The sequence below is a fragment of the Devosia sp. BK genome (assembly GCF_032907385.1).
Classification (GTDB): domain Bacteria; phylum Pseudomonadota; class Alphaproteobacteria; order Rhizobiales; family Devosiaceae; genus Devosia.
In genome coordinates this window covers 2027498-2051283 of record NZ_JAIMBX010000001.1, presented here as the reverse complement: position 1 = coordinate 2051283, position 23786 = coordinate 2027498, and the positions used below count along the sequence as shown (strand labels likewise).

Genomic DNA, 23786 nt, shown 5'->3' with positions numbered 1-23786 from the left:
TAGGTGAAGAGGGCTTAGGCCAAAGCCAACCGCATCCCCAAAAAACCGCGTTTCACTTTCAGCGCGCCGCGCTGTTCCAGATATTCGACGTGCGCCGCCATGGTCATCCGGGCTGCCATGCGGATCTTTGCGGGCTGGGTCGGGTAGATCGCCTTGACCACTTGGCCGATCGTTTTTGCTCCGCTTGCGACTGCTGCGAGCAACTGCTCGTTGCGCAATTGGCGGTGGGCCTTGAGTGCGGCTGCGTGGGCGGGGCCATCGGGGATGGGGCCGCCATGGGCAGGGTGGTAGTGGCGGTAGGGGAGGGCGATGACTTTGTCGAGGGAGGCGAAGTAATCGGCCATGGAGCCATCGGGGACGGCGACGAGGGTGGAATTCCAGCCCATGACGTGATCGCCGGATAACAGAATATCGTGTTGGGGTAGGCCGAAGGCGAGGTGGTTGGCGCAGTGGCCGGGGGTCGTGTGGACGGTGAGCGTCAGATCGCCGGCGGTGATCGTTTCGTCATCGGTGAGAGTGCGGTCGGGCTGCAAATCCCAATCGCAGGAATTCTTGATCGGGTTGCGCTCGAAGCGGCGAAGTGGGCGCGAGAGGCGGTGGGGGCCGCCGAACCAGAGCGGGGCCTTGTAGCGCGCCGCAACTTTTGCAGCGGCGGCGCTGTGATCGCGGTGGGTGTGGGTCAGGAGAATGGCCGAGACCGGGCGGCCCGCAATTGCGCGGTGGAGCGATTCGAGGTGAGCGGTATCGTCGGGCCCCGGATCGAGGACGGCCACGCGCTCGGTGCCGAGGAGAAAGCTATTGGTACCGGTAAAGGTATAGGGCGACGCATTGGGCGCTGTGATGCGCGTGAGACCGGGCGCGAGCGCGATGGCGGCGCCGACCTCAGGCGAGAACTGCGTATCGAATGTTGGAGGAGCTTGGGGAGCCATTGCGCCTGGTATCGTGACAGAATAGAACGGGGGTACCGAACACGGACGGTTGATCGACCCGGCCGTGCTCTCAGCTAGAAAGGTATGAAATGGCCGTCACTTTGACCACGCCCAATACGCTGCTCGGTGCATTCCAGCCCAAGTCCAATGCAGCCAAGCTGGCGACCAATCTCACGACTGTCGTGCTCGGCACGCTTTTGATCACCCTTGCCGCCAAGATCAATGTTCCGGTCTGGCCGGTTCCGGTGACCCTGCAGGGTCTTGCCATCGCCGCGCTTGCTGCCGCTTTCGGCGCGCGTATCGGCGTTGCGACCGTTGCTCTTTATCTCCTCGAAGGCGCGATGGGCCTGCCCGTTTTCGCGACCGGCGGCGGCCTGCCTTACCTGATCGGGCCCACCGGTGGCTTCCTCCTCGGCTTCCTCGTGATGGCCGGCATTATCGGCTATGCCGCTGACCGCGGCGCTTCGTCCAAGCCTCTGACGCTCTTCGGCGCCATGCTGGTCGGCGAAGTTGCGCTCTTTGCCATCGGCTTTGCCTGGCTGCTGACCCTCTCGGGCAATGCCCAGTGGATCGACCAGACCAATGTCGTCGCCTCGGCCTGGGCCAAGGCGGTTCAGCCATTCATCGTCTGGGATATTCTCAAGATGGCTCTGGCTGCGCTGACCGTGACCGGCGCCTGGAATGTTTTTGGCGCAAAGCGCTAAAACGAACCGATCTAGAATTTGGGGGCTGGCCTTCGAGCCGGCCCTTTTTATTTGTCCGCCGAGAGGCGCTTGAGGAAGGCGAGGGTGCCGAGCTCCTCCTCGTCAAACCATTCGATCGGTCGCAGGCGCTTTGCGGGCAGCAGTTTTCCCTCTTCCCAATGCTCGAAGACTGCCGGGTGAATATAGCTCGAGCGACAGACGGCGCGGGTATTGCCGAGCTTGCCGGCGACCTGATCGATCACGCCGGTGACGAACCGTTTCTGTCCAGCCTTGGTTTCGGGGATCTCGGTGCCACAGAGAAGACCATAGGCGCGGACGGTCGCCGCCCAGGTGCGGAAGTGCTTTGACGAAAAGCCTTCACCGGCATGTTCGGCGATATAATCGTTGATGTCGCGCGAACTGATGGCGTGAAAGCCGGTTTCGTCCTCATATTTGAAGAGATGCTGGCCCGGCAGATCCTGCATGGATTTGACGAGGCGCGCCATGCGGCGGTCGACGAGCTGCAGGTTCCAGTCCTTGCCCGACTTGCCCTTGAAGCGGAAATTGATGGCCTGGCCGCTGATATCGACGTGCTTGCGGCGCAGCGTCGTCAGCCCAAAGCTCTTATTGTCGCGCGCGTAAGCGGGATTGCCGACGCGAATAAGGCTATTGTCGAGGAGCCAGACGACAGACGCAGCGACCCGATCGCGGCCAAGGCTGCGACGGCGCAGATCCGCATCGACCTGGGCCCTGAGGTTTGGCAGGACCTGGGCAAAAGCGAGGAGGCGGCCGAACTTGTTGCCCGATCGGTGGGCGGTCCAATCGGCGTGATAGCGATATTGCTTGCGGCCGCGCTCGTCTCGCCCCGTGGCCTGGATGTGGCCATTGGCTTCCGCGCAAATCCAGACATCGGTCCAGGCGGGCGGGATGACGAGGGCCTCGATCATTTTTCGCTGCTGCGGCGTCGGGGCTTCCCCGTCGGCATCGACATAAGAAAAGCCTTTACCGCGGCGGAGACGCGTCCAGCCTGGATCGCAATCGGAAGAAAAGCAAAGGCCGGGCGGGGGCGCCGCAACGATTTCATCGGCCCGCATTCTGTCCCAAACTGGTCCCTGGCTGCGCATCGTGGTCTCCATCGTCCGTCGCCAGAAATGCGGCGGTGCGGTTGCGAGTTCCTTGATTCACATGCGAAGGCGAGGAACGAAAAAGTGTGCTCGCACGTCTTTGGGCAGAGCGAGGTGAAGATGAGCGCATATCGAAAAATTGGCGTGGGCAAAGATGCCGGTGACGCGGTGACAGTCGGGATCGAAGAAAACGCCGAGGGCCAGGTTGTCGCCGCCGTCTGGTGGCCATCACGCGGCGATGTCGACGCCGATGAAGCAGACTATGACAATGTCGACGAGGCCCTGGCGGCCGCTGAGGCTGCCAAGGCCCTGCATGGTTTTCCCGAAGTGGTCGTGACGCTGCAACGCGACGAACTCTGGCAGCCGCGTTGGGGCACGCTCAATGATGGCGTAGCACTCGACGACGCGGAATCGTTCGAATTGGCCCGCGCGATGGAAGCAAGCCGCGACGCCTGAGGCGTCGTTGCGGCGGCTTTTGCGCACCTGAGAATTTGGAGAAAGCAAAACGGGCGCCGCCGAGAATTCGGAGACGCCCGTTTTTATTGGTCGGAGTAGAGTGATTCGAACACTCGACCCCCTGCTCCCGAAGCAGGTGCGCTACCAGGCTGCGCTATACTCCGTCAGGAAATGCATCGCTCGGGAATGCGCGGGGAAAACCCCTCGCGGCACGATGTGGCGGCGTTATAGCCAGAGAAGAGCAAGGGTTCAAGCGCTTCCCACACGGTTTTCTTCGATATCCTCAGCGTCGGGACCGCTACGCGGCTCGGCAGCAGAACGGTCGAGAAACCAGCGATAGGTCAGGGTGATGCCGGTCTCCAGATCCACGCTCGGCGACCAACCGAGTTGGCGGAGCCGGGTGCTGTCGAGAAGCTTCCGCGGCGTGCCATCGGGCTTGGACGGATCGGGCAGGATGTCGCCGGAATAGCCGATGATCCGGGCGACGGTTTGGGCCAGATCCATGATGCCGAGATCGTCGCCGTAACCGACATTGACAGGCTCCATGCCAGAATAGGTCTTGAGAAGGAAGACTAGCGCGTCGGCGCAATCATCGGCATGGAGGAATTCGCGGCGGGGCGTGCCACTGCCCCAGATGGTGATGGACGGCGCAGATGCCAGCTTGGCTTCGTGAATTTTGCGGATGAGCGCGGGGAGGACATGGCTCGAGAGAGGATCGAAATTGTCGCCGGGGCCATAGAGGTTGGTCGGCATGGCGGCGATATAGTCGCGGCCATATTGGGCGCGGAAGGCCTGCACGAGCTTGATGCCGGCGATCTTGGCGATGGCATACCATTCGTTCGACGGCTCAAGCGGGCCCGTGAGGAGCGCATCTTCGGATATGGGCTGCGCCGCGAGGCGCGGATAGATGCAGGAGGAGCCAAGGAAGAGCAGGCGATCGACGTCATTCGAGTGGGCCGAAGTGATGATGTTGGTGGCTATAAGAAGGTTGTCGGCGAGGAATTCGGCGGGCCGGGTTTGATTGGCAAGGATGCCGCCGACTTTTGCGGCCGCAATAATGATGGCGTCAGGGCGGCTGTCATGAATAAAGCGATCGATCGCTGGTTGCTGCCGAAGATCGAGCTGGGCGCGGGTCGCGGTTACGAGCGTGCAGTTTTCACGCTGGAGGCGGCGGACAAGGGCACTGCCAACGAGACCGGTATGGCCGGCGACCCAGATGCTTTTGCCGGCGAGATCGAAGTGCATGGCCTTCAATCTGCGAGGCTGACGGGGAGGGCGAGGCCATGCGCGCTGAGAAGGGCGTGGCGCCGCGCGGCTTGATAATCAGCCTCGACCATTTCCCGGCACATTTCGCGAGCGGTGATCAGCGGCGACCAGCCAAGCTTTTCGCGCGCCTTGCTCGCATCGCCCAGCAGCGTGTCGGCTTCGGCGGGACGGAAGTAGCGCGGATCGACGCGGAGGATGATGTCGCCCGCCCGCACTTGCGGCGCGAGGTCGCCTTCTATCGCGGCGATGACGCCGACTTCGTTTTCTCCGGAGCCGGTAAATTCGAGCGTGATCCCGAGATCGGCGGCGGCCCAGATGATGAACTCGCGGACCGAATATTGCTGGCCGGAGGCAATGACGAAATCCTCGGGCTCGTCCTGCTGCAGCATCATCCATTGCATGCGGACATAATCGCGGGCATGGCCCCAATCGCGGAGGGCATCGAGATTGCCGACATAGAGGCAGCGTTCGACACCCAGGGCGATATTGGCAAGGCCGCGGGTGATTTTACGCGTGACGAAGGTTTCGCCGCGGCGCGGGCTCTCGTGATTGAAGAGAATGCCATTACAGGCATAGAGGCCATAGGCCTCGCGATAATTGACCGTCATCGCATAGGCATAGAGCTTGGCAACCGCATAGGGCGAGCGGGGATGGAAGGGCGTCGTTTCGCGTTGCGGGACTTCGGCGACCTTGCCGAAGAGTTCGGACGTGGAGGCCTGATAAAAACGGGTCTTCTTTTCGAAGCCGAGAAAGCGGATGGATTCAAGGAGGCGCAGCGTGCCGAGGCCATCGATATCCGAAGTGTATTCAGGCGCTTCGAAGGAGACTTTGACGTGGGACTGGGCGCCGAGATTGTAGATTTCGTCTGGCTCGACATCGCGGATGATGCGCGTGAGGCTGAGCGTATCGGAGAGATCGCCATGATGGAGGGTGAGGCCATCGGCCTGGCTGTGTTGATCGCGATAGATATGGTCGATGCGCTGAGTATTGAACTGCGACGAGCGCCGCTTGATGCCGTGAACGCGATAGCCCTTATCGAGCAGGAATTCGGCGAGATAGGAGCCATCCTGGCCGGTAATGCCGGTGATCAAGGCGACTTTGTTTGAACGCATACTGAACCCTTCGCTCGGCAACACAAATTGCGCGAGAGGGCAGGTCGATGTCTTCTTGTTATTGTTTAAATTCAGTCATGCCCCTCGCAATACAGTGAGCGGCAAATACTTTGACGTGACAATACGTAGTTTCTGAAGTCCGTGTGTCGCTAGTGCAGCGCTTGCTGGCGGGTTTCGGCATCGACGAACCAAGCTGCAACGGCGCCGAGGAGGAGAAGGGCAGCAAATAGGGCTATGGCGAGGCTGAAACTCTGGACGAAAACGAGGCCCATGAGCGAGGGCGCGAGAAGGCCGCCGAGGCGAGCCATGGCACCGGCCGCGCCCATGCCGGTGGCGCGGGAGACCGTGGGGTAGAGTTCGGGCGTGAAAGCATAGAGCGCGCCCCAGGTGCCGAGAAGGGCAAAGCTCATGAGGAGGATTGCGGCGCCGAGAAGGGCGCCGTCGCCAGCGATAAGGAAGAGGGCGCAGCCGGCAGCGCTTAGAAAGAGGAAGCCGATCAGGGTGGGCTTGCGGCCCACGGCTTCGACGCCCCAGGCGGCGAGGGCGTAGCCGGGGAGTTGGGCCAGGGCGACGAGGACGAGGAAGCCATAGCCGCGCACGTAGCCGAAGCCGTCTTGGGCAAGACGGGCGGGCAGCCAGGTGAAGACGCCATAGTAAGAGATCGAGACCAGGAACCAGACGGCGAGGATCGCGATCGAGCGGCGACGGAGGTCGGGCGAGAAAATGCCCTGCTTGGGTGGCTGCGGTGGGGCGTCGATGACGGCTCCGGCGGGGAGGGCAGATTTGCCGTTGGTCGTCAAAATGGTGTCGAGAACGGACTTGAGCGCCGGTTGGTCGCCGCGGCCAAGGAGATAGAGCGGGGATTCCGGGACCCAGAGGCGGAGCCAGATGCCGATAAGGGCGGGAAGGGCCGTGACGGCAAAAATCCAGCGCCAGGAATCGGTCGGCATGTAAATGCTGGCGACCCAGGCGGCGAGGGCGACGACGACGGTGCCGACGGCCCAGGAGCCTTCAAGGATGACAAGCCAACGGCCGCGATTTTTAGCCGGGAGGAATTCGGCCATCATCGCGTAGTCGACGGGGAGGGTGCCGCCGACCGCGACGCCGGTGAGGAAGCGGAAGAGGAAGAGCAGGAAGAGGTTGGGCGCGAAAACCGAAAGGAGGCCGAACACGGCATCGCAGGCGACGGTGATCAGCAGCACACGGCGGCGGCCGAAGCGATCGGCGAGGCGGCCGAAGAGGCTGGCGCCAATGAGCATGCCGAGGAAGAAGAGCGTGCCGATCTGGAGCGCCTGCGGCACCGATATCTCGAAACTGGCCGCGATCGAGGCGCTGGTGAAGCCGACAGCGAGAACCTGCATGGCGTCTGCGGCCCAGACGAGACCGAAAATGCCGAGTAGCCGGCGCTGGAAGCGGCCGGCACCCGCTGTATCGAGAACCTGTTCGACTGTGTATGCCATGATCACTCCCCCATGATGAACGGGGTTTACGCTGAAGTCGAGGCAGTTGGAAGGGTGAATGGGAGCGAGTACAGGGATTAGAGGAAGGCCCCCTCACCCGCCGCTTCGCGTCGACCTCTCCCCCAGAGGGAGAGGTGGTGGGTGCCTGACGGGTAGTGGGTAATCGAAGGCCTTTAACCTAGCTTTCCCTTCAACGATTGTTTGGTCTTAAAATAATCGGGCCAGGGGTTTTCGCTTTTGGCGCGGCTCGCGGCGGCGTCGAGGGAGAAGAGGTTGGCCGCCTTGAGGGTTTTGACTTCGTCCCACGAGACGGGGACGGCGACTGGGGCGTTTTCGCGGGAGCGGGCGGACCAGGGGGAGATGGCGGTCGAGCCGCGCTCGTTGCGGAGATAATCGATAAAGAGCCGGCCCTTGCGCTTGGCTTTCGACAGATTGGCGGTGAAGCGATCGGGTTCGTCGTCGGCGAGGTTCTGGGCGAAGCTCTTGCAGAAATCCTTGACCTCCGGCCATTCGACTTCAGGTTTTAACGGCACGATGACGTGGATGCCTTTGCCGCCCGAGACCATGGGGTAGCTCTTGAGCTTCTTGTCCGTGAGGCGCGCGGCAATGTCCTCTGCGGCAGCGATGACGGCGTCGAAGCCGAGGCCCTCGTCGGGGTCGATATCGAACACCAGGCGATCGGGTTTTTCGACGGCCTGCCGGCGCGAGCCCCAGATGTGCCACTCGAGCGCATTCATCTGTGTCCCGGCGATGAGACCGGCGAGATCTTCGACGTAAAAGTAGTCTTGTTCCTCGCCATCTTTCTCGATGATCGATGTGGACTTGATTTCATCAGGGAAGCCGCCGGTGTCGTGCTTCTGAAAGAAGCAATATTTGGCGCGACCTTGGGGGCAACGGACAAGGCTGAGCGGCCGGTCTTTGATATGAGGCAGCATGACCTCGGCGACGGCTTCATAATAGGCGACGAGATCGGCCTTGGTGATGCCTTGGCCTGGAAAGACGACGCGGCTCGGGGAGGTCAAGCGGACGCCGAGGCGCTCGGCGACTTCTTCGCCATCATGCTCCAGCGGCTCGGGCTTTTCCATCTTCACGTCTTTGGCGGGTTTGTCGCCGCGGAGGCCGATAAAGCTTGGGTGGCGAAGGATGTCGTCGCCAGTCAGTTCGGTATAGGCGATTTCGGCGACCAATTGCGGCTCGACCCAATGGGCGCCGCGGGCGCGTTCCTTGGGGGCGGCCTCGAAGGGATTGGTCTTGCGCGCGAGTTTTTCGAGCTTGCCGTCCATCTCGACGAGCAGATTGTGGGTAAAGCCGGTGCCGACACGGCCGCGATAGAGCAGCTTGCCGTTCTCCCAAGAGCCGAGGAGCAGCGAGGCGAAGCCTTTGCGCTTAGTGGAGGGCGACCATCCGCCGATGACGAATTCTTGGCGTTTTAGGCATTTGATCTTGAGCCAATCGCGATTGCGTTCGCCGCGATAGGGGGCGTCGGCGCGCTTGGCGATGACGCCTTCATGGCCATCCTTGCAAAGCGCATCGAGCACTTTCTGACCGTGATCGCGGACATGCGACGAATACTGGATCGGGTCCTTGCGAGCGGATTTACCGAGGAGCTTTTCGAGCCGCGCTTTGCGCTCGAGAAGCGGCAGTTTGGTGAGGTCCCGCCCCTCGGCCTCGAGGATGTCGAAGGCGAAATATTCAAGCCGTCCGCCATCCGCGAGGGTGTTCTTGAGCGTCGTGAAATCGGTGCGGCCTTTGGCGTCGAAGGCGCAGACTTCGCCATCGATTAGAGCTGAGCCGATCTTGAGCTTTTGCAGTGGCTCGACGAGAGCGCCGAACTGTTCGGTCCAATCCAGGCCATTGCGGGTGAACAGCCTGACGCTATCGCCCTCGACCGAGGCAAGGCAGCGATAGCCATCATATTTCATCTCGAATAGCCAATCCTTGCCGGCAGGGACGCTGTCGACGAGAGTGGCGAGCTGGAGGGGACGGAAGGCGGGCGTCTTGCCGCTATCCGCCTTAGCCATGATACGGGTTTTCTGGTCGGCTTTTTCAGCCTCTTCGGCATCGGAATGCCAGACGGCGTCGGGCTTGACCTTGCTTGCTTTTGCCGTCGCCGCGCCGCTCGCAATCTGCTTGAAATCGCGGGTCGTGGCCACCGAACGGGTAAAGCGCGTGGTCAGCGTATCCTTGTCCCGCGCATAGGAATCGCGGTGTTTGATGAGGAGCCAGTTTTCGCGGTCAGGGCCCGATTTGCGCTTGGCGTCGCGGCCCTTCATATGGACGAGGACATATTCGCCTTTGAGGCGCTCGCCATAGATGCGCATCTTGAGGTCGCCGTTTTCGAGGCCCTCATGCGGGTCTCCGATCGGCTCCCAAGTGCCATGATCCCACAGCATGACGGTGCCGCCGCCATATTCGCCTTCGGGGATGGTGCCTTCGAAGCCACCATATTCGAGGGGGTGATCCTCGACCCGGACCGCGAGGCGCTTATCCTCAGGATTGTTAGAGGGGCCTTTGGTGACGGCCCAGCTTTTGAGGACGCCATCGAGCTCGATGCGGAAATCATAATGAAGGCGAGTAGCGTCGTGTTTCTGAATGACGAAGCTGCCGCGCTCGGACTTTTTGCCTGTGGCCCCGTCACCGGCAGGTTCTTGGGTCTTGGCGAAATTGCGCTTGGCTTTGTAGTCCTTCAGCAGGTCTTGCGCCTTGGCGGCCATGATCAGCTCCCGACGGTCCGTTGTGCCGATTCAACGTCGATAGAGCGACCGCGTTCCGGCGCATAAAGGCCAGTTGACAATCACCCCGCGCCGGTCGAAATTTGACTGACTGGTCAAATTTCTTGACCGAAGGGAACGTGGGGACGGGACTATGGAATTCGGCATTACCTTCAAGGGTTTCGTGGATGCGGAACGCGCGCGTTATCTGGTCCGCGCTGCCGAATTCGCCGGCTTCGATTATTGCTGGTTCTATGATTCACATATCTTGTGGCGTGACTGCTACTCGGCCATTGCCATGTGCATGGAGCATACGCAGAAGATGCGGTTCGGGCCGCTGGTGACCAATCCGGACGTGCGCGACTGGTCGGTGGCGGCGTCGATCTTCGGATCGCTTTCCAAGCAAAGCGGCGGTCGGTTCGACCTCGCGGTGGGCCGCGGCGATAGCTCCATGCGCGTCATGGGCAAGAAGCCGGCGACGCTGAAGCGCGTGGCGGAATTTATCGACAAGACTAAGGCCATGGTGCGGGGCGAAGAGGTTTCCTATGGCGAAATCCCGGCGCCGGTGAAGTTCCCATGGGCGGTTGGCCACGACATGCCGAGCTGGATCGCGGCTTATGGCCCGCTGGCGCTGAAGACCGCGGGTGAGAGCGCCGAGGGCGTCGTGCTGCAGATCGCCGATCCCGGCCTCTGCAAGTGGTTCACCGACCAGTGCATCGAAGCGGGCACTGCGGCGGGCAAGGATATGTCGAACTATCGCTCCATGGCGGCCGCGCCGGCTTACTTTGGCGACAAGAAGCGGGCGATTGAGAAGGTGAAGTGGTTCCCGGCGATGGTGGGCAACCATGTGGCCGATATCGTCGAGAAATATGGCACGGAGAGCGGCAAGGTGCCGGCGAGCTTGACGAGCTATATCGAGAAGCGCCGGGGCTATGATTATTCCAAGCACGGCCAGGCGGATAACCCGTTCCTCGATTTCATTACCGACGATGTGGTGGAAAGTTTCTGCGTGCTGGGCGAGCCGGACGAGCATATCGCCAAGGTGCGCGAACTCGAGGCGGCTGGGGTGACGCAGTTCAATATCTATCTCGATAGTGGCGATGAAGAAGAGATCATTGCCGGCTACGGGCGGCATGTGATCCCGGCTTTTCGCTGAAAAACTCATCCCTCCCACGGCGTCATTCCCGCGAAGGCGGGAATCCCTGACTGGGAGATAAATCCCCGCTTTCGCGGGGATGACGCGGTGGAATGAGGCATGGTTCCGAGATAGCGGGGACGTCCCGGGAGGAGACCAAAAGAATGCGGTTTGGATATAAGGCTTCGGCCGAGCAGTTTTCGCCCAATAAGCTTCTGCAGTTTGCCGTCGAGGCGGAGCAGGGTGGGTTCGACTCTGTGTTCGTCAGCGATCATTTTCAGCCTTGGAAGCATACCGATGGCCATGCGCCTTTTGCGCCGGCATGGATGGCGGCGGTGTTGGCGAAGACGGAGCGGATTTCGCTTGGGACATCGGTGCTGACGCCGACATTCCGGCTGCATCCATCGGTCGTGGCGCATGCCTTTGGCACTCTTGGGGCGATGTTTCCGGGCCGGGTTATTCTCGGCGTCGGAACGGGCGAAGGGCTGAATGAAGTGCCAGCGACCGGGATTGAATGGCCGGAGTTGAAGGAGCGGTCGGCGCGGTTGCGCGAGGCCATAAAACTAATCCGGCAGCTTTGGAGCGAGGATCGGGTCAGTTTCGAGGGGCAGTATTACAAGACTGTCAACGCGACGATCTATGACAAGCCCGACGAAATGGTGCCGATCTATATCGCGGCAGGCGGGCCGCTGAATGCGAAATTTGCCGGGCGCGAGGGGGATGGCTTCATCTGCACCTCGGGCAAGGGCGCGTCGCTCTATGTCGACGAACTGCTGCCGAACGTGGCGGTTGGGCGGCAGGATTCCGCGCGGGCGGATAAGCCCTATGAGCGGATGATCGAGGTGAAGGTGTCGTTCGATACCGATGCTGAACGGGCGCTGGAGGACACGCGCAACTGGGCAGCCCTGTCGCTCTCGGCTGAGGAAAAGCACTCGGTGCAGGACGCCGAGGAGATGGAAAGGCTTGCCGACCAATTGCCGATCGAGCGGGTGGCAAAGCGCTGGATCGTGTCAAGCGATCCCGATGAGCACGTGGCGCAGATCAAGACCTATATGGACTATGGGTTTGACCATCTGGTGTTTCATGCGCCGGGGACGGACCAGAGCCGGTTTCTGAGCCTTTATGCCAAGGAAATCCTGCCGCGGCTGAAGGCGCTGGTCTGAGGGAGACGATGATATCGGTGCCAACATACAGCGTTTGGGGCGTAACCGGCATTCCCGAGATTGCCGAGGGCGATGATCTCGTGGCGCTGATCGCTGCGGCGATTGCCGAGATGGGGCCGGAACATGCGCTGGTCGATGGCGATATTCTGGTCGTGACCAGCAAGATCGTCTCGAAAGCCGAGGGGCGGCAGGTGCCGGCCGCGGATCGGGAAAAGGCCATCGCCGATGACACGGTGCGTGTCGTCGCCGAGCGCGTGCATCCGGGCGGGGTGACGCGGATCGTCGAGACCAAGCAGGGCATGATCATGGCGGCGGCTGGGCTCGACATGTCCAATGTGCCGGAGGGCTTTGCGCTGAAATTGCCGGAGGATCCGGATCGCTCAGCGCGGGCGCTGTGCGAGGGATTGCGGGAGCGGTTCGGGATCGAGCTTGCGGTTGTGGTGACCGATACGGTCGGACGCCCATGGCGCGTCGGGCAGACGGATCTGGCGATCGGCGCAGCGGGGCTGCAACTGACGGACGATCTGCGCGGGGCCAATGACGCCAATGGACGGCCGCTGCATGTGACGGTGGCGGTGGTGGCCGACGAATTGGCGGGGGCGGCGGACCTCGTCAAAGGTAAGACGTCGGGCATTCCTGTCGCTGTGGTGCGCGGCATGGGGCGGTTGGTCGCCGGGCTCGATGCGCCGGGGGCGCGGACGCTGGTGCGGACCGGGGACGATGACATGTTCCGCTTCGGTTCGGCCGAGGCCTATCGGCTGGGCTATGAAGCCGCGATGGCGGAAATGAAGAGCGGCAAGATTTCTCACGAGCGCTCCAACGAGCAAAAGCAGGACTAAGCCATGCGTCACTCCCTTTCTCTTCTGGCTGCCGCGGCTGCCGGGCTTTTTGCCGTGCCTGCCTGGGCGACGGACTATCCTCTGCAGCTCGACAATTGCGGCATGGCACTGACCATTGCAGCGCCACCGCAGCGGGTCGTCGCTATCAAGTCGACGGCCGCCGAACTGTTGCTGGCGCTGGGGCTCGAAGACAAGATTGTGGGCTTGGCCTTCCTCGATGGGCCACTGGCCGAACCCTATACGGACAGCACCTATCCCATCCTGTCGGACAAGCTGCCGTCGCAAGAAGTAGTACTCGAGACCGAGCCGGACTTCATCTATGGCGGCTGGGAGAGCAATTTCGCGGCCGATGGCGCGGGTGAACGGCCGGCACTGGCGGAGTTGGGGATCACGAGCTATGTCGCGCCGGCAGCATGCCGCTCGATAAAGCCGGAAAAGCTCAGCTTTGATCAGCTCTTTGGCGAAATCACCGAAATGGGCGCCATTTTCGATGTCGGGACGACGGCGGAAAATCTGGTCGAGGAGCAGAAGGCGGCGCTGGCCGGGGTGAAGGCGGATGATCGCGGGCTGACGGCGCTCTGGTATTCCTCGGGCACCAAGACGCCCTATGTCGGCGCCGGCAGCAATGCGCCGGAAATGATCCTCGAGGCGCTGGGGCTCAAGAACATCTTCGCCGATATCGACGAGGGGTGGACGCAGGCGAGCTGGGAGGCGATCGTCGATGCCAATCCCGATGTGATCGTGTTGGTCGATGCGGCCTGGAATTCCGCCGAGGCAAAGAAGAAGCTGCTGGCGGAAAATCCGATTACGTCGAAGATGGATGCGGTGATCAATCAGCGGTATTTGATTATTCCGTTCCCGGCTTCGGAGGCTGGTGTGCGGAATGTGCCAGCGACTGTGGATCTGGCAGTGCAGTTGGCTGGTTTGAGTTTCTAGCACACATGCCGGATTTATGCGCACACCGCTCCCCCTCCCCAACCCTCCCCGCCAGGAGGAGGGTGCTGGTTTGGTGGGTTGGGCAACATGCTGCGCCAAACTGGGTGAAGCACCTCCCCCTTGACGGGGGAGGTTGGGAGGGGGTGTCGGTTGGCGCTCAGGCCTTTTGAAGCGTTCGCTCAATATGACGGCCTTCGCATCCCTCTGCCTCCTGCTCCTCGCCAGCGCCGTCCTTGCCGTCACCTTCGGGCCTGCGGACATCACCCCTGCCGAAGTCTGGGTAACCATCCTCCACCATCTCGGCGTCGTGCCCGAAAGTCCGGTGTCGCGGCTGCGTGATGCGATTGTCTGGGATTTGCGGTTGCCGCGGGTGATTGCGGCGCTGGGCGTGGGGGCGGGGTTGGCGATGGCGGGGGCGGTGATGCAGGCGCTGACGCGCAATCCGCTAGCCGATCCCTATTTGCTCGGCCTGTCATCCGGCGCGGCGCTGGGCGCTGTGGCGCTGGTTGTGCTGGGGCTGACGGCGTTTGTGCCGCTTGGAGCGTTTGTCGGATCGTTGGCTGCGCTGGCATTGGCGCTGGCGGTGACGCAACTACTGGGCGGGACGACGCCGGTGCGGGCCATCCTGGCGGGTATCTCAATTTCAGCACTGGCCTCGGCTGCCACGTCGTTCATCATCTTCTGGTCGGCGACGGGGGATTCCTATCGGGAAATTCTCAGTTGGCTGATGGGCTCGCTCAGTGGTTCGAACTGGTTCGATGCGGCGCTGGTCATTGGAGCATTGATCGTCTGTGCGCCGGTCATGGTGCTCTCGGCGCGCGGGCTCGATGCCTTTGCCTTTGGCGACAAGGCGGCCGCAAGCCTCGGGGTGGATGTGGCGCGGTTGCGTTGGGTGCTGCTTCTGGTTTCGGCACTGCTGACCGGGATCATGGTCTCCATCGGGGGGGCCATCGGCTTTGTCGGTCTCGTCGTTCCGCATGCCGTGCGGCTCGCGGTGGGGTCGGGGCACCGGCGCCTGCTGCCGATGGCGATGCTGGTGGGCGCGATTTTCATGCTTTGGGCCGATACGCTGGCGCGGACGGTATTTGATCCGCGGGAACTGCCGGTGGGCATCGTGACGGCGCTCGTCGGGGCGCCGGCCTTCTTGCTAATCCTCATGCGGTTCAGGCGGATCACATGAGTTTGGTTGTCTCAAATCTATCGGTGGTGCTGGGCGGTAAGACCATTGTGGATAGCGCCAGCTTTTCCGCGCCGCGAGCGAAAGTGACGGGACTGATCGGACCCAATGGAGCCGGGAAATCGACCCTCATTGGCGCAATCGCCGGATTGCAGAGGCCAGAGCAGGGGACGCTTGGTTTCGGTCAGCAGGATTTGCTGGCTCTCGGCCGTCGGGAGCGAGCGCGGCTTTGCGCTCTGGTCGAGCAATCGGCGCAGACGGAGGAGCGGCTGAGCCTTGCCGAAGTCGTCGCGCTTGGGCGCATTCCGCATGCAAACATGTTTGCCGCTGATCATATCGAGGACGCCGATATCATCGAGCGGGCGCTTGCCCAAGTCGGCTTGGAGGAATTTGCGGGGCGGCAATTCAATACGTTGTCGGGCGGTGAGCAGCAGCGTGGGCAGATCGCGCGCGCCCTGGCGCAGGCGCCGCAACTCTTTCTGCTCGACGAACCAACGAGCCATCTCGATATTCGGGCGCAGATCGAGGTTTTGACCCTGCTCCGTAGCCTCGCCACTTCAGGGAAACTCGTGTTGCTGGCACTGCACGATCTCAATCTGGCGCTGCAATATTGCGATTGGCTCATCGCGATGAAAGGCGGAAAAGTGGTGGCCGAAGGGACGCCCGGAGATGTCCTCAGTCCAGCTCTTATCGCGCAACTCTATGGTGTGTCGGCAGAAATCTTCGACACAGGAGCTGGAGCGATTCTCGCTTTAAAAGGTATAGTTTAGCTCGCAATTTACGGCTTGTTCAGCATCGCAACAGCCGTGAACATGGCGTAAGAGATCGGTAAAGCCGAAGCAGGTAGTGCTAGCTCCGTAAATTTACGGATGTCGCGCTTTGTTTTCACTTCTCGACTTCTTTTTTAAAGACCATGATTTTCTCTATGTCGGCATGGCAGCGGCAGTCTGTATGCTGTCTGCCTATGCCTGCATGAGCCTTTTGCGGCACGCTGTGGGCATGGAAGGCCGGACACGGACGATCTGGCTGACGGTCTCGGCGCTGTCGGTAGGGCTTGGAATCTGGTCGACCCACTTCGTCGCGATGTTGGCGTTTCGCGCGGGATTCCCGCTGCAATACGACATCGTTCTGACCGGTGTGTCGCTGCTGATTGCCATAATCCTCTGTGGCGTCGGGCTTGCGGTCGCGGTACGCGCGACAACCATCCACGACAGGTTTCTTGGCGGTGCCGTGGTCGGCGCCGGCATTTCGGCCATGCACTATGTCGGCATCGCCGCGCTCTTGCTTGAAGGCAGGCCAGTGTGGAGCGATGGTCTCGTCGCCACCTCCATCATCGCGGGCATTGTCCTGTCGGGCCTTGCCATTGTCACTGCGATGGGCGGCAGCCGGTGGCGCTTGATCGGCGGCGCCGTGCTTTTGACCCTTGCGATCTGCGCCATGCATTTTACCGCCATGGGCGCGGCCGATTTCAGCAATTGCCTGCCGCTGATCCACAACGGATTCGATATCGACTGGCAGATGATGTCGCTGATCGTCGCCGTCATTACGCTTCTTATTCTGACGGCCGTGCTGGGAAGTATCGTTCTCGACGAGGCCGACCGTCGGCGCACCGAACGCGAAATGCTGCGTGAACAGCTCGATGCCGACCGGATCGCATCGGTGACGCAGAAGCTTGAACTGGCCTTGACCCATATGGGCCAGGCCATCGCGCTTTATTCGGCAGAGGGCAGGATACTTCTCCATAACGAACGCATGCTCGAGCTTCTCGGCTTGCCATCGCACACGTCGGTGGAGGGCAAATCGCTCGAAGAACTGGCCATGATGTCCTACGGTTTCAATCCGGATGACGAACTGGGGCTCGCCGGGGTGGAACGGATCGCGCGCGAACATCGCGAACTTGCGCAACGCGGCGGCGAAATCGTTCACGCCATCGGCGATCGGTTCATGCGCGTTCGGCACAATCCCATTGGTGACGGTCGCTGGGTCACGATGATGGAGGACATTTCCGAAAGTAAGCGCAACGAAGCCGCGATTGCCCATCTGGCGCTGCACGACACGCTGACGGGCCTACCCAATCGCGCGCAGTTCGACGAACTGTTTGAACGCGCCTTGGTCGAGGCGGAGGAAAAATCCGGCCATGTCGGCGTCGTTGCCATGGACCTCGACCGGTTCAAGGAAATCAATGACAGCTATGGCCACGCGACTGGCGACCAGGTGCTGCGCGTTCTCGCCGAGCGCTTCACCTCGGTCTTGAAGCCAGGCGAGGTCGTGGCGCGGCTCGGGGGCGACGAATTTGCCGCCTTCAAGCCCTTTAGCTCGATCGAAGCCTTGCGCGAATTTCTCGAACGCATCGAGGGCGTGCTCTTCGGCAATGTGCAGCACCAGGAGGTGCTGATCGCAACGGGCGGCAGCATTGGTGTCGCGACCTATCCCGAGGATGGCAAGGACCGCTCGAAGCTTCTCAGCAATGCCGACTTGGCCATGTATCGCGCCAAGGCCGATTTCGACGCTCATATCTGCTACTATGAAGCCGCGATGGACGAAAGCGCACGCTGGCGCCGCGCCATGGTCAAGGACCTCTGGAACGCTATCGAGAATGACGGGTTCGAACTCGCCTATCAGGTGCAGAAGTCCGTCGCGACGAGCGAAATCACGGGCTACGAGGTGCTGTTGCGCTGGAACCGGCCGGGGCATGGCTGGGTGTCGCCTGCCGATTTCATTCCCGTGGCTGAAGAATGCGGCGCCATCAATGCCATCGGCGCCTGGGTGCTGCGGACGGCATGCGTAGAGGCTGCGAGTTGGCCGAGCCAGCACAAGATCGCCGTCAATGTTTCGGGTGTGCAATTGGCGCAGCTTGAACTCGTCGATCTGGTCAAGATGGTGCTCTATCAATCGGGGCTGGCGCCGGAGCTGCTGGAGCTTGAAGTGACCGAAACGGCGATCATCTCGGACAAGAAGCGGGCGCTCAATACGCTGCGGCAGATCCGGGAAATGGGCGTCTCGATTGCCATCGATGACTTTGGGACCGGCTATTCCTCGCTTGAAACGCTGCGCAGCTTTCCGTTCGACAAGATCAAGCTCGATCGCTCTTTCATGCAGGAAGTGGAGAACTCCGAGCAGTCCAAGGCCATCGTGCGGGCTATCCTGGCGCTGGGCCGCAGTCTCTCCGTGCCGGTTCTGGCCGAAGGGGTAGAAACCATCGAACAGCTTAATGTCCTGAGGCACGAAGGCTGCAACGAGGCGCAGGGCTTTTTCCTCGGCCGTCCGGGCCGAATGACATGGGGCGATCAGAAACTGGTCAGTTTGGTGATGGCATAAAAAAGGGGCGCCGGAGCGCCCCTTTCCATTTGTGCTGATGGGAGATCAGAACGGACTGTCTGGGAAGTAGAACTGCTCGGCATTGTCCTTGGTGACGAGTGGCGCACCCAGAATATATTCGCCCTGCACGGGGCCATTGGAGGTGAAGTTGGCAACGGTCACGTCCATGGCAGTGGCGATCATCGCCGGCGGATAGAGCACATCGACCGGGATCAGCGCGTCGCCATCCATGATGCCCTTGATGACATCCTTCATGCCGGCGCCGCCGACGATGAACATGTCGCCTTCGCGGCCGGCCTGACGCACGGCTTCGACAACGCCCATGGCGATATCGTCGTCCTGCGCCCAGACGCCATCGATGTCCGGGAAGCGGGAGAGGAAGTCCTGCATGACTTCAAAGCCGTCATCGCGGTTCCAGTTGGCGAACTGGTTGTCGAGGACGTTAATGCCCGAGCCTTCGATGCCCTTCATGAACGCATCGAAGCGCTCGGTATCGATGACGGTCGGAATGCCGCGGAGAATGACGATATTGTCGCCTTCGCCGAGACGGGTCTTGAAGTATTCGGCCGAAACTGAACCGAGTTCGGTATTGTTGCCGGCGACATAGACGTCCTGAATGGACGTATCCGGCAGACCACGATCGACGACGGTGATGAAGGCCCCCGATTCCTTGGCCATGCGCACCGGCTCGACCAGCGGATCGGATTCGAAGGGCAGGACGACGAGCGCGTCGATCTGCTGCACGGAGACAAGATCTTCGATATCGCCAGCCTGATCGGCCGGGCTATCGGCGGTCACGAGCGTGATGTCGATATTGGGATTGGCCGCTTCGATACGCTTTTCGGCTTCCTGGGCGTGCCAGTTGAGGCCGCCGGCCCAGCCATGGGTCGCTGCGGGGATCGACACGCCGATCTTGATCTTTTCCTGAGCAATCGCAGTGCCGGCGAGCGCGGTCGTCGCCGCCAATGCCAGGGCCAATGCCTTGATGTACATAAATAGTCCTCCCTCTAGTGGCGCCTTTGGCGCCGGTTTCGCCCGGACGTGACCGGGAATTCTGCGGTGTTTATTCGGCTTTCTTGCGCTTTGACGTGAGGCTACCGCGCTGCAGATAGACCGCTGCGACGATGATGATGCCCTGCACGGCGCCATTGAGATAATTCGAGATGATATCGGTCAGGTTGAGGATATTGCCGATGGCGGTCAGGATCAGCGCGCCGATAACGGTGCCGCCGATGCGCCCAAAACCGCCCTTGAGCACGGTACCGCCGATGATCACGGCTGCGATGGCTTCGAGTTCCCAGAGGACGCCGGTGGCGGAAGATGCGGAGCCTAAGCGCGGCACGTAGATGATGGTGGCGAGCGAGACGCACAGGCCTTGGAGCACATAGGTCCAGGTACGGATGCGGTCGACCTTGATGGCCGAATAGCGCGCCACCTGCTCGTTGGAGCCGATGGCCATGCAATAGCGGCCGAAGGCGGTGCGGTTCATCAGGATCCAGCCGATTACGGCGACGATGATGAAGACCCAGACAGGGTAGGGGATGCGCAGGAAGCTATCATAATAGACCGGGCGATAGATTTCGCGCGCGCCGTTGTTGAGCGAGAGCGTGCCGCCATCGGCGAAATAAGTGATGAGCGAGCGATAGATGCCCATGGTGCCGAGGGTGACGATGAAGGCTTCGATCTTGGCCTTGGTCGTCAGGAACCCGTTGATGAAGCCGGCGCCGATCCCGAGGATCAGCGAGCAGCCGATGCCGAGAAGAACGGTAGCGAGCGACGCGCCCCAGCTATCGACCGCGGCATTCATGATCAGAATCATCATGCCGGCGATGAATGCGGCCATGGAGCCAACCGAAAGGTCGATGCCGCCGGCGGTGATGACGAAGGTGGCGCCCACCGCGATGATGCCGATAAAGGCCGATCGGGTGAGGAGATTGGTGACATTGCCTTCGTTGAGGAAAGCCGGATTGAGGCTATAGCCGAGGATGATCAGAAGGACCAAGGCGAGCAGCGGCCCGGCGGTCTTGAGATCGATACGAAAGCCTTTTGGAGCCTTTTGTGCTTCAGGCACTGAGACGGTCATCTTCGCCACCCTGTTTGATGCCGGCTGCGTAGCGCATGATTTCGGCTTCGGTTATTTCCGCGCCCTCGAGCATGCCGGCCATTCGGCCCTGGCGCATGACGACGACCCTATGAGACAGCCCGATCACTTCCTGCATTTCCGAGGAGATCACGATGATGGCTTTGCCCTCGGCCGCGAGGGCCGCAATGATGTGATAGATCTGCTGCTTGGTGCCGACATCGATGCCGCGCGTCGGCTCGTCCATGATGACGATATCCGGCTCGCTCTCCATGGTCTTGCCCAGCATCAGCTTTTGCTGATTGCCGCCTGAAAGCTTGCCGACGGGAACAGAAGGGTCGCGGGCGCGGATATCGAACCGGCGCACGGCGCGCTCTAGCGCCTTGGTTTCGCTGCTGCCGTCGAGGAAGCCATTCTTGAGATGCTTCTTGAGCGTCAGAAGCGTGAGGTTCGGCGTGAGGCCCGCATTGAGGAGGAGACCGCGGCCTTTGCGGTCCTTGGTCATATAGGCAAGGCCCGCAGCGACGGATTTTGAAACATCGGTGAAGTCGGCGGGGTGGCCTTTTAGGGTCACGCTGCCATTGGTCTTCTTGGTGAGACCAACGATGGCTTCGGCGACCGCGGTACGGCCCGAGCCGATGAGGCCGGCAAAGCCGAGGATTTCGCCGCGCATGAGATCGAAGGAAATGCCGGAAATCCCGGGCGCGGACATGTCGCGCACAGAGAGCATGACTTCGGAATCGACATCCGGCTCGTGCTTCGGCGGATAGAGATTGGAGAGTTCGCGGCCGACCATCATCTGGGCGATGGAATCGGGCGTCAGGTTTTCCGTGCCGACGGTCGCGATCAACTGGCCATCGCGGAGCACGGTGACGCGGTTGGCGAGCTCCATGATCTCGTCGAGCTTATGGGAGATGAAAACGATCGCCACGCCCTGTGCGGTCAGGCGGCGGATCTGCTCGAAGAAGGTGCGGGTCTCGGCGACCGAGAGAACGGCGGTCGGCTCGTCCATAATGATGACGCGCGCGTCCTGGCTGATCGCCTTGGCGATTTCCACCATCTGTTTGTCAGCGACCGAAAGCGTATGGATGCGGGTATCAGGGTCGATATTGACGTGAAGCGTATCGAGGATGGCGCGAGCTTCGGCGCGCATCTCTTTGAGCTTCAGGAATCCGCCTGACTGCATTTCACGGCCGAGGAAGATGGAGTCCGCAACCGTCAGATGCTCGGCCAGCAGGAGTTCTTGATGGATGACGACGATGCCCATGGCCGCCGCCTCGCCATTGGGGGGCAGGGTGACCTGCTGGCCGCGATAGGTGATCGTGCCGGAGGTGGGCTGTTCGAGACCGGAGAGGATCTTGATCAGCGTCGATTTGCCCGCGCCATTCTCGCCAATAATAGCGTGAACTTCGCCGGGGCGAATGTCGAAGTCGATGCTGAACAGCACCGGGATTTCGCCGAATGATTTTGAAATGCGATGTGCCGACAAGATCGCCGGCACAGCAGCACCTGCCCCCTCGGACATGTGCATCTCCTCCCTCTGAAGCCGCAGGACTTTGTGTCCATTCTCGGCCATGACCATCGATGTAAAGGTTTTCATGCATCGTGTAAAGGTTTACAGTGCGGCAAAAGCATATAGCCTGAGTTGAAGGCCATGGCTTCTTTCATGGCTTCTGCTAAGGGCTGAGGCGCGCGCCGCTTGGGCGGTATCGCGCGATGGGCGGAGCGCTGAGTGCAGCAGCAAAAACTGGCCACGATCGAGGATGTCGCTGCCTTGGCTGGGGTCTCCATCGCCACGGTCAGCCGCGCCATCAATGAGCCGACCAAGGTCGCTGAAGCCACGCGCCGCAAGGTGACCGAGGCTGTTGCGCGCACCGGCTACACCACCAATGCCATGGCCCGATCGCTGCGCATGCGGCGGTCGAACATGATCCTGATTTTGGCGCCCGATGTGGGCGATCCAAACTTTTCCAATATTCTCGTTGGGCTCGAAACCGAAGCCAGCAAGCGCGGCTATGGCGTCTTGATCGGGAATACGCAGAACGATCCGAGCCGCGAAACGGACTACCTGCGATTCATCAGCTCAAACCAAGCCGATGGGCTCATCCTTTTTACTGGGCACCTGCCGTTCGGCTATGGCCAGGATGGCAATGAGACACGGCTGCCGCCCATGGTGGCGGTCAACGAGCCGGTGCCCAATGCCGATGTGCCGTTTGTCGGCGTCGACAATTTTGCCGGGGCGCGGATCGCGACCGAGCACCTGATTTCGCAGGGGCACAAGCGGATCGCCTTTATCGGAAGAGCGCCGGGGCGCGAGGTCAATCGGCTGCGCGAAGAGGGGTATCGTACGGCCCTGACTGGAGCCGGGCTGACCGTGGATCCGCGCCTCATCATCGATGGCGATGGCACGACGGAGAGCGGCCGCGCGGCAGCCGAGTTGATGTTCGTGCGCGATGCACTGCCGACCGCCTTCTTCTGCGTCAATGACGCGACGGCGCTCGGCGTGCTGATCTCGCTGAGCGCGCGGCATTACGACTTGCCGCGGCAATTCTCGATCATGGGCTTTGACGATATCTCGTTTTCAAGCTTCGTCTCGCCGTCGCTCACGACGATGAAACAGCCGCGCACGCGCATCGGCGAGGCCGCGATGGACTTGCTGCTCGGCATGCTCGCTGGCGAGACGCCAAAGGAAAGCCAGATATTGCTGCGCGCGGAACTGATCGTGCGCAACTCCGTGGGGCGAGTTGGCTGACGTCCAGGCGTCAACCCCTATTGCGGGTGCTTGGCGAGCCAATCCTGCATGAAGGCGATTTCGGCTTCCTGCGCCGCGATGACGGCTTCGGCAAGTTTTTTGACCTCAGGGTCCGAGCCGTATTGAAGCGCGATCTTCGCCATGGCCACCGCACCCTGGTGATGGGGGATCATGCCGCGCATGAAATCGACGTCAGGATTGCCGGAATAATCGATGTCCATATTTTCGTGCATGGCCATGTTGGCAGCGCGAAAGGCGGCGGTGGACGGGGCTTCGCCGGCCGCGGCGGCACTATGGCCAGCGTGCTGATCCTGAGCGAAGGCCGGTGCGGCAAGCAGAGTGAAGGCAAGGGCGAGAAGCGCTGGTTTCATTGGGGTATCCTGTTATCGGTTGCAGCCTGCGGCCTTGCCAGATGGCAAGGTCAAGCAGGGATTTTCGGGCGATTTACGCTGGCTCGGGCGTGTAGCCAGCCTCCTTGATCGCCTCTTCGCCAATTGCGCGATTGCCGGTGAAGCTGACCTTGTGGGTGTCGAGATCGACGGAAATTTCAGCCCCGGGCAGGGCGGTTTCGAGGGCCTTGCGGACGGTGCCGACGCAGTGGCTGCAGGTCATGTCGTTGACGGTAAAAATGGTCTTGTTGGTCAT

Annotated in this window: 21 protein-coding genes and 1 tRNA gene; 10 read left to right on the top strand and 12 right to left on the bottom strand. The window is 61.3% G+C overall.

The features are described 5' to 3' along the window. Positions 1–14: 14 nt before the first annotated feature. On the bottom strand, positions 15–929 hold the full coding sequence (locus tag DevBK_RS09950; RefSeq protein ID WP_317185311.1) for an MBL fold metallo-hydrolase: 915 nt from the start codon (positions 927–929) through the stop codon (positions 15–17). An 89-nt stretch (positions 930–1018) separates the two neighbouring features. Between DevBK_RS09950 and DevBK_RS09945 the strand changes: the two genes are divergently transcribed. Then, positions 1019–1633: a biotin transporter BioY gene (locus DevBK_RS09945; protein ID WP_062629050.1), complete on the top strand. Its 615-nt coding sequence runs from the start codon at positions 1019–1021 to the stop codon at positions 1631–1633. Positions 1634–1680: 47 nt separating this feature from the next. On the opposite strand, the gene DevBK_RS09940 is transcribed toward DevBK_RS09945, so the two are convergent. Next, a complete protein-coding gene (locus tag DevBK_RS09940; RefSeq protein WP_317185310.1) occupies positions 1681–2736 on the bottom strand; it encodes a DNA topoisomerase IB in 1056 nt (351 codons plus the stop codon). Between the two features lie 120 nt (positions 2737–2856). Here DevBK_RS09940 and DevBK_RS09935 point away from each other — a divergent pair, with 120 nt between their 5' ends. Further along, the gene (locus tag DevBK_RS09935) at positions 2857–3192 is read left to right on the top strand and encodes a hypothetical protein (protein WP_317185309.1); all 336 of its coding nucleotides are present in this window, start codon (positions 2857–2859) and stop codon (positions 3190–3192) included. 87 nt (positions 3193–3279) lie between these two features. Here DevBK_RS09935 and DevBK_RS09930 read toward each other — a convergent pair. From DevBK_RS09930 to ligD, 5 genes are all read right to left on the bottom strand, one after another. After that, positions 3280–3356: transfer RNA gene (locus DevBK_RS09930), tRNA-Pro, on the bottom strand. Positions 3357–3441: 85 nt separating this feature from the next. Beyond that, on the bottom strand, positions 3442–4437 hold the full coding sequence (locus tag DevBK_RS09925; RefSeq protein ID WP_317185308.1) for a GDP-L-fucose synthase: 996 nt from the start codon (positions 4435–4437) through the stop codon (positions 3442–3444). 5 nt (positions 4438–4442) lie between these two features. After that, the gene (gene gmd / locus DevBK_RS09920; RefSeq protein WP_317185307.1) at positions 4443–5570 is read right to left on the bottom strand and encodes a GDP-mannose 4,6-dehydratase; all 1128 of its coding nucleotides are present in this window, start codon (positions 5568–5570) and stop codon (positions 4443–4445) included. Positions 5571–5719: 149 nt separating this feature from the next. Then, on the bottom strand, positions 5720–7030 hold the full coding sequence (locus tag DevBK_RS09915) for an MFS transporter (protein ID WP_317185306.1): 1311 nt from the start codon (positions 7028–7030) through the stop codon (positions 5720–5722). Positions 7031–7203: 173 nt separating this feature from the next. Further along, positions 7204–9744: a DNA ligase D gene (gene ligD / locus DevBK_RS09910; RefSeq protein ID WP_317185305.1), complete on the bottom strand. Its 2541-nt coding sequence runs from the start codon at positions 9742–9744 to the stop codon at positions 7204–7206. A 151-nt stretch (positions 9745–9895) separates the two neighbouring features. On the opposite strand from ligD, the gene DevBK_RS09905 reads away from it, so the two are divergent. From DevBK_RS09905 to DevBK_RS09875, 7 genes are all read left to right on the top strand, one after another. Continuing rightward, entirely contained in the window at positions 9896–10897 is a 1002-nt protein-coding gene (locus DevBK_RS09905) for a TIGR03842 family LLM class F420-dependent oxidoreductase (protein ID WP_061907890.1), read from the top strand. Between the two features lie 143 nt (positions 10898–11040). Next, complete coding sequence (gene fgd / locus DevBK_RS09900) at positions 11041–12039, top strand: glucose-6-phosphate dehydrogenase (coenzyme-F420) (RefSeq protein WP_061907891.1); 999 nt, start codon at positions 11041–11043, stop codon at positions 12037–12039. Between the two features lie 17 nt (positions 12040–12056). Continuing rightward, positions 12057–12878 (top strand): coenzyme F420-0:L-glutamate ligase, encoded by an 822-nt coding sequence (cofE, locus tag DevBK_RS09895; RefSeq protein ID WP_317185304.1) that lies wholly within the window; start codon positions 12057–12059, stop codon positions 12876–12878. 3 nt (positions 12879–12881) lie between these two features. Further along, positions 12882–13814 carry a putative F420-0 ABC transporter substrate-binding protein gene (locus tag DevBK_RS09890; protein ID WP_317185303.1) on the top strand — a complete coding sequence of 311 codons (933 nt, stop codon included), beginning with the start codon at positions 12882–12884 and terminating at the stop codon, positions 13812–13814. Between the two features lie 166 nt (positions 13815–13980). Continuing rightward, positions 13981–14994: a putative F420-0 ABC transporter permease subunit gene (locus tag DevBK_RS09885; RefSeq protein WP_317185302.1), complete on the top strand. Its 1014-nt coding sequence runs from the start codon at positions 13981–13983 to the stop codon at positions 14992–14994. Next, on the top strand, positions 14991–15761 hold the full coding sequence (locus DevBK_RS09880; RefSeq protein ID WP_317185301.1) for an ABC transporter ATP-binding protein: 771 nt from the start codon (positions 14991–14993) through the stop codon (positions 15759–15761). Before DevBK_RS09885 ends, DevBK_RS09880 begins: the two co-directional genes overlap by 4 nt. A 109-nt stretch (positions 15762–15870) precedes the next feature. Beyond that, positions 15871–18309: an EAL domain-containing protein gene (locus tag DevBK_RS09875; RefSeq protein ID WP_317185300.1), complete on the top strand. Its 2439-nt coding sequence runs from the start codon at positions 15871–15873 to the stop codon at positions 18307–18309. A gap of 45 nt (positions 18310–18354) precedes the next feature. On the opposite strand, the gene DevBK_RS09870 is transcribed toward DevBK_RS09875, so the two are convergent. The 3 genes from DevBK_RS09870 to DevBK_RS09860 all read right to left on the bottom strand — a co-directional run bounded on the left by DevBK_RS09870 (position 18355) and on the right by DevBK_RS09860 (position 21914). Continuing rightward, positions 18355–19302, bottom strand: coding sequence for a substrate-binding domain-containing protein (locus DevBK_RS09870; RefSeq protein ID WP_061907896.1), 948 nt, complete (start codon positions 19300–19302; stop codon positions 18355–18357). A gap of 70 nt (positions 19303–19372) precedes the next feature. Continuing rightward, complete coding sequence (locus DevBK_RS09865) at positions 19373–20392, bottom strand: ABC transporter permease (RefSeq protein ID WP_062629040.1); 1020 nt, start codon at positions 20390–20392, stop codon at positions 19373–19375. Further along, positions 20373–21914: a sugar ABC transporter ATP-binding protein gene (locus tag DevBK_RS09860; RefSeq protein ID WP_317185299.1), complete on the bottom strand. Its 1542-nt coding sequence runs from the start codon at positions 21912–21914 to the stop codon at positions 20373–20375. The genes DevBK_RS09865 and DevBK_RS09860 overlap by 20 nt, the downstream gene beginning before the upstream one ends. A 207-nt stretch (positions 21915–22121) precedes the next feature. Between DevBK_RS09860 and DevBK_RS09855 the strand changes: the two genes are divergently transcribed. After that, positions 22122–23141 carry a LacI family DNA-binding transcriptional regulator gene (locus DevBK_RS09855; RefSeq protein WP_061907898.1) on the top strand — a complete coding sequence of 340 codons (1020 nt, stop codon included), beginning with the start codon at positions 22122–22124 and terminating at the stop codon, positions 23139–23141. A 17-nt stretch (positions 23142–23158) separates the two neighbouring features. Here the strand turns inward: DevBK_RS09855 and DevBK_RS09850 are convergent, their stop codons facing one another. Both DevBK_RS09850 and DevBK_RS09845 read right to left on the bottom strand, forming a co-directional pair. Then, complete coding sequence (locus DevBK_RS09850) at positions 23159–23512, bottom strand: DUF305 domain-containing protein (RefSeq protein ID WP_061907899.1); 354 nt, start codon at positions 23510–23512, stop codon at positions 23159–23161. Positions 23513–23585: 73 nt separating this feature from the next. Further along, positions 23586–23786 carry a heavy-metal-associated domain-containing protein gene (locus DevBK_RS09845; RefSeq protein WP_317185298.1) on the bottom strand — a complete coding sequence of 67 codons (201 nt, stop codon included), beginning with the start codon at positions 23784–23786 and terminating at the stop codon, positions 23586–23588.

What these genes read in the sequence shown, in the direction of transcription:
- DevBK_RS09905 (WP_061907890.1), top strand. Translation starts at nt 9,896, where the DNA reads ATGGAATTCGGCATTACCTTCAAGGGTTTCGTGGATGCGGAACGCGCG.
- DevBK_RS09890 (WP_317185303.1), top strand. Translation starts at nt 12,882, where the DNA reads ATGCGTCACTCCCTTTCTCTTCTGGCTGCCGCGGCTGCCGGGCTTTTT.
- fgd (WP_061907891.1), top strand. Translation starts at nt 11,041, where the DNA reads ATGCGGTTTGGATATAAGGCTTCGGCCGAGCAGTTTTCGCCCAATAAG.
- DevBK_RS09950 (WP_317185311.1), bottom strand. Translation starts at nt 929, where the DNA reads ATGGCTCCCCAAGCTCCTCCAACATTCGATACGCAGTTCTCGCCTGAG.
- DevBK_RS09845 (WP_317185298.1), bottom strand. Translation starts at nt 23,786, where the DNA reads ATGACCAACAAGACCATTTTTACCGTCAACGACATGACCTGCAGCCAC.
- DevBK_RS09945 (WP_062629050.1), top strand. Translation starts at nt 1,019, where the DNA reads ATGGCCGTCACTTTGACCACGCCCAATACGCTGCTCGGTGCATTCCAG.
- gmd (WP_317185307.1), bottom strand. Translation starts at nt 5,570, where the DNA reads ATGCGTTCAAACAAAGTCGCCTTGATCACCGGCATTACCGGCCAGGAT.
- DevBK_RS09935 (WP_317185309.1), top strand. Translation starts at nt 2,857, where the DNA reads ATGAGCGCATATCGAAAAATTGGCGTGGGCAAAGATGCCGGTGACGCG.
- DevBK_RS09940 (WP_317185310.1), bottom strand. Translation starts at nt 2,736, where the DNA reads ATGCGCAGCCAGGGACCAGTTTGGGACAGAATGCGGGCCGATGAAATC.
- ligD (WP_317185305.1), bottom strand. Translation starts at nt 9,744, where the DNA reads ATGGCCGCCAAGGCGCAAGACCTGCTGAAGGACTACAAAGCCAAGCGC.
- DevBK_RS09860 (WP_317185299.1), bottom strand. Translation starts at nt 21,914, where the DNA reads ATGTCCGAGGGGGCAGGTGCTGCTGTGCCGGCGATCTTGTCGGCACAT.
- DevBK_RS09880 (WP_317185301.1), top strand. Translation starts at nt 14,991, where the DNA reads ATGAGTTTGGTTGTCTCAAATCTATCGGTGGTGCTGGGCGGTAAGACC.
- DevBK_RS09870 (WP_061907896.1), bottom strand. Translation starts at nt 19,302, where the DNA reads ATGTACATCAAGGCATTGGCCCTGGCATTGGCGGCGACGACCGCGCTC.
- DevBK_RS09850 (WP_061907899.1), bottom strand. Translation starts at nt 23,512, where the DNA reads ATGAAACCAGCGCTTCTCGCCCTTGCCTTCACTCTGCTTGCCGCACCG.
- DevBK_RS09915 (WP_317185306.1), bottom strand. Translation starts at nt 7,030, where the DNA reads ATGGCATACACAGTCGAACAGGTTCTCGATACAGCGGGTGCCGGCCGC.
- DevBK_RS09865 (WP_062629040.1), bottom strand. Translation starts at nt 20,392, where the DNA reads ATGACCGTCTCAGTGCCTGAAGCACAAAAGGCTCCAAAAGGCTTTCGT.
- DevBK_RS09925 (WP_317185308.1), bottom strand. Translation starts at nt 4,437, where the DNA reads ATGCACTTCGATCTCGCCGGCAAAAGCATCTGGGTCGCCGGCCATACC.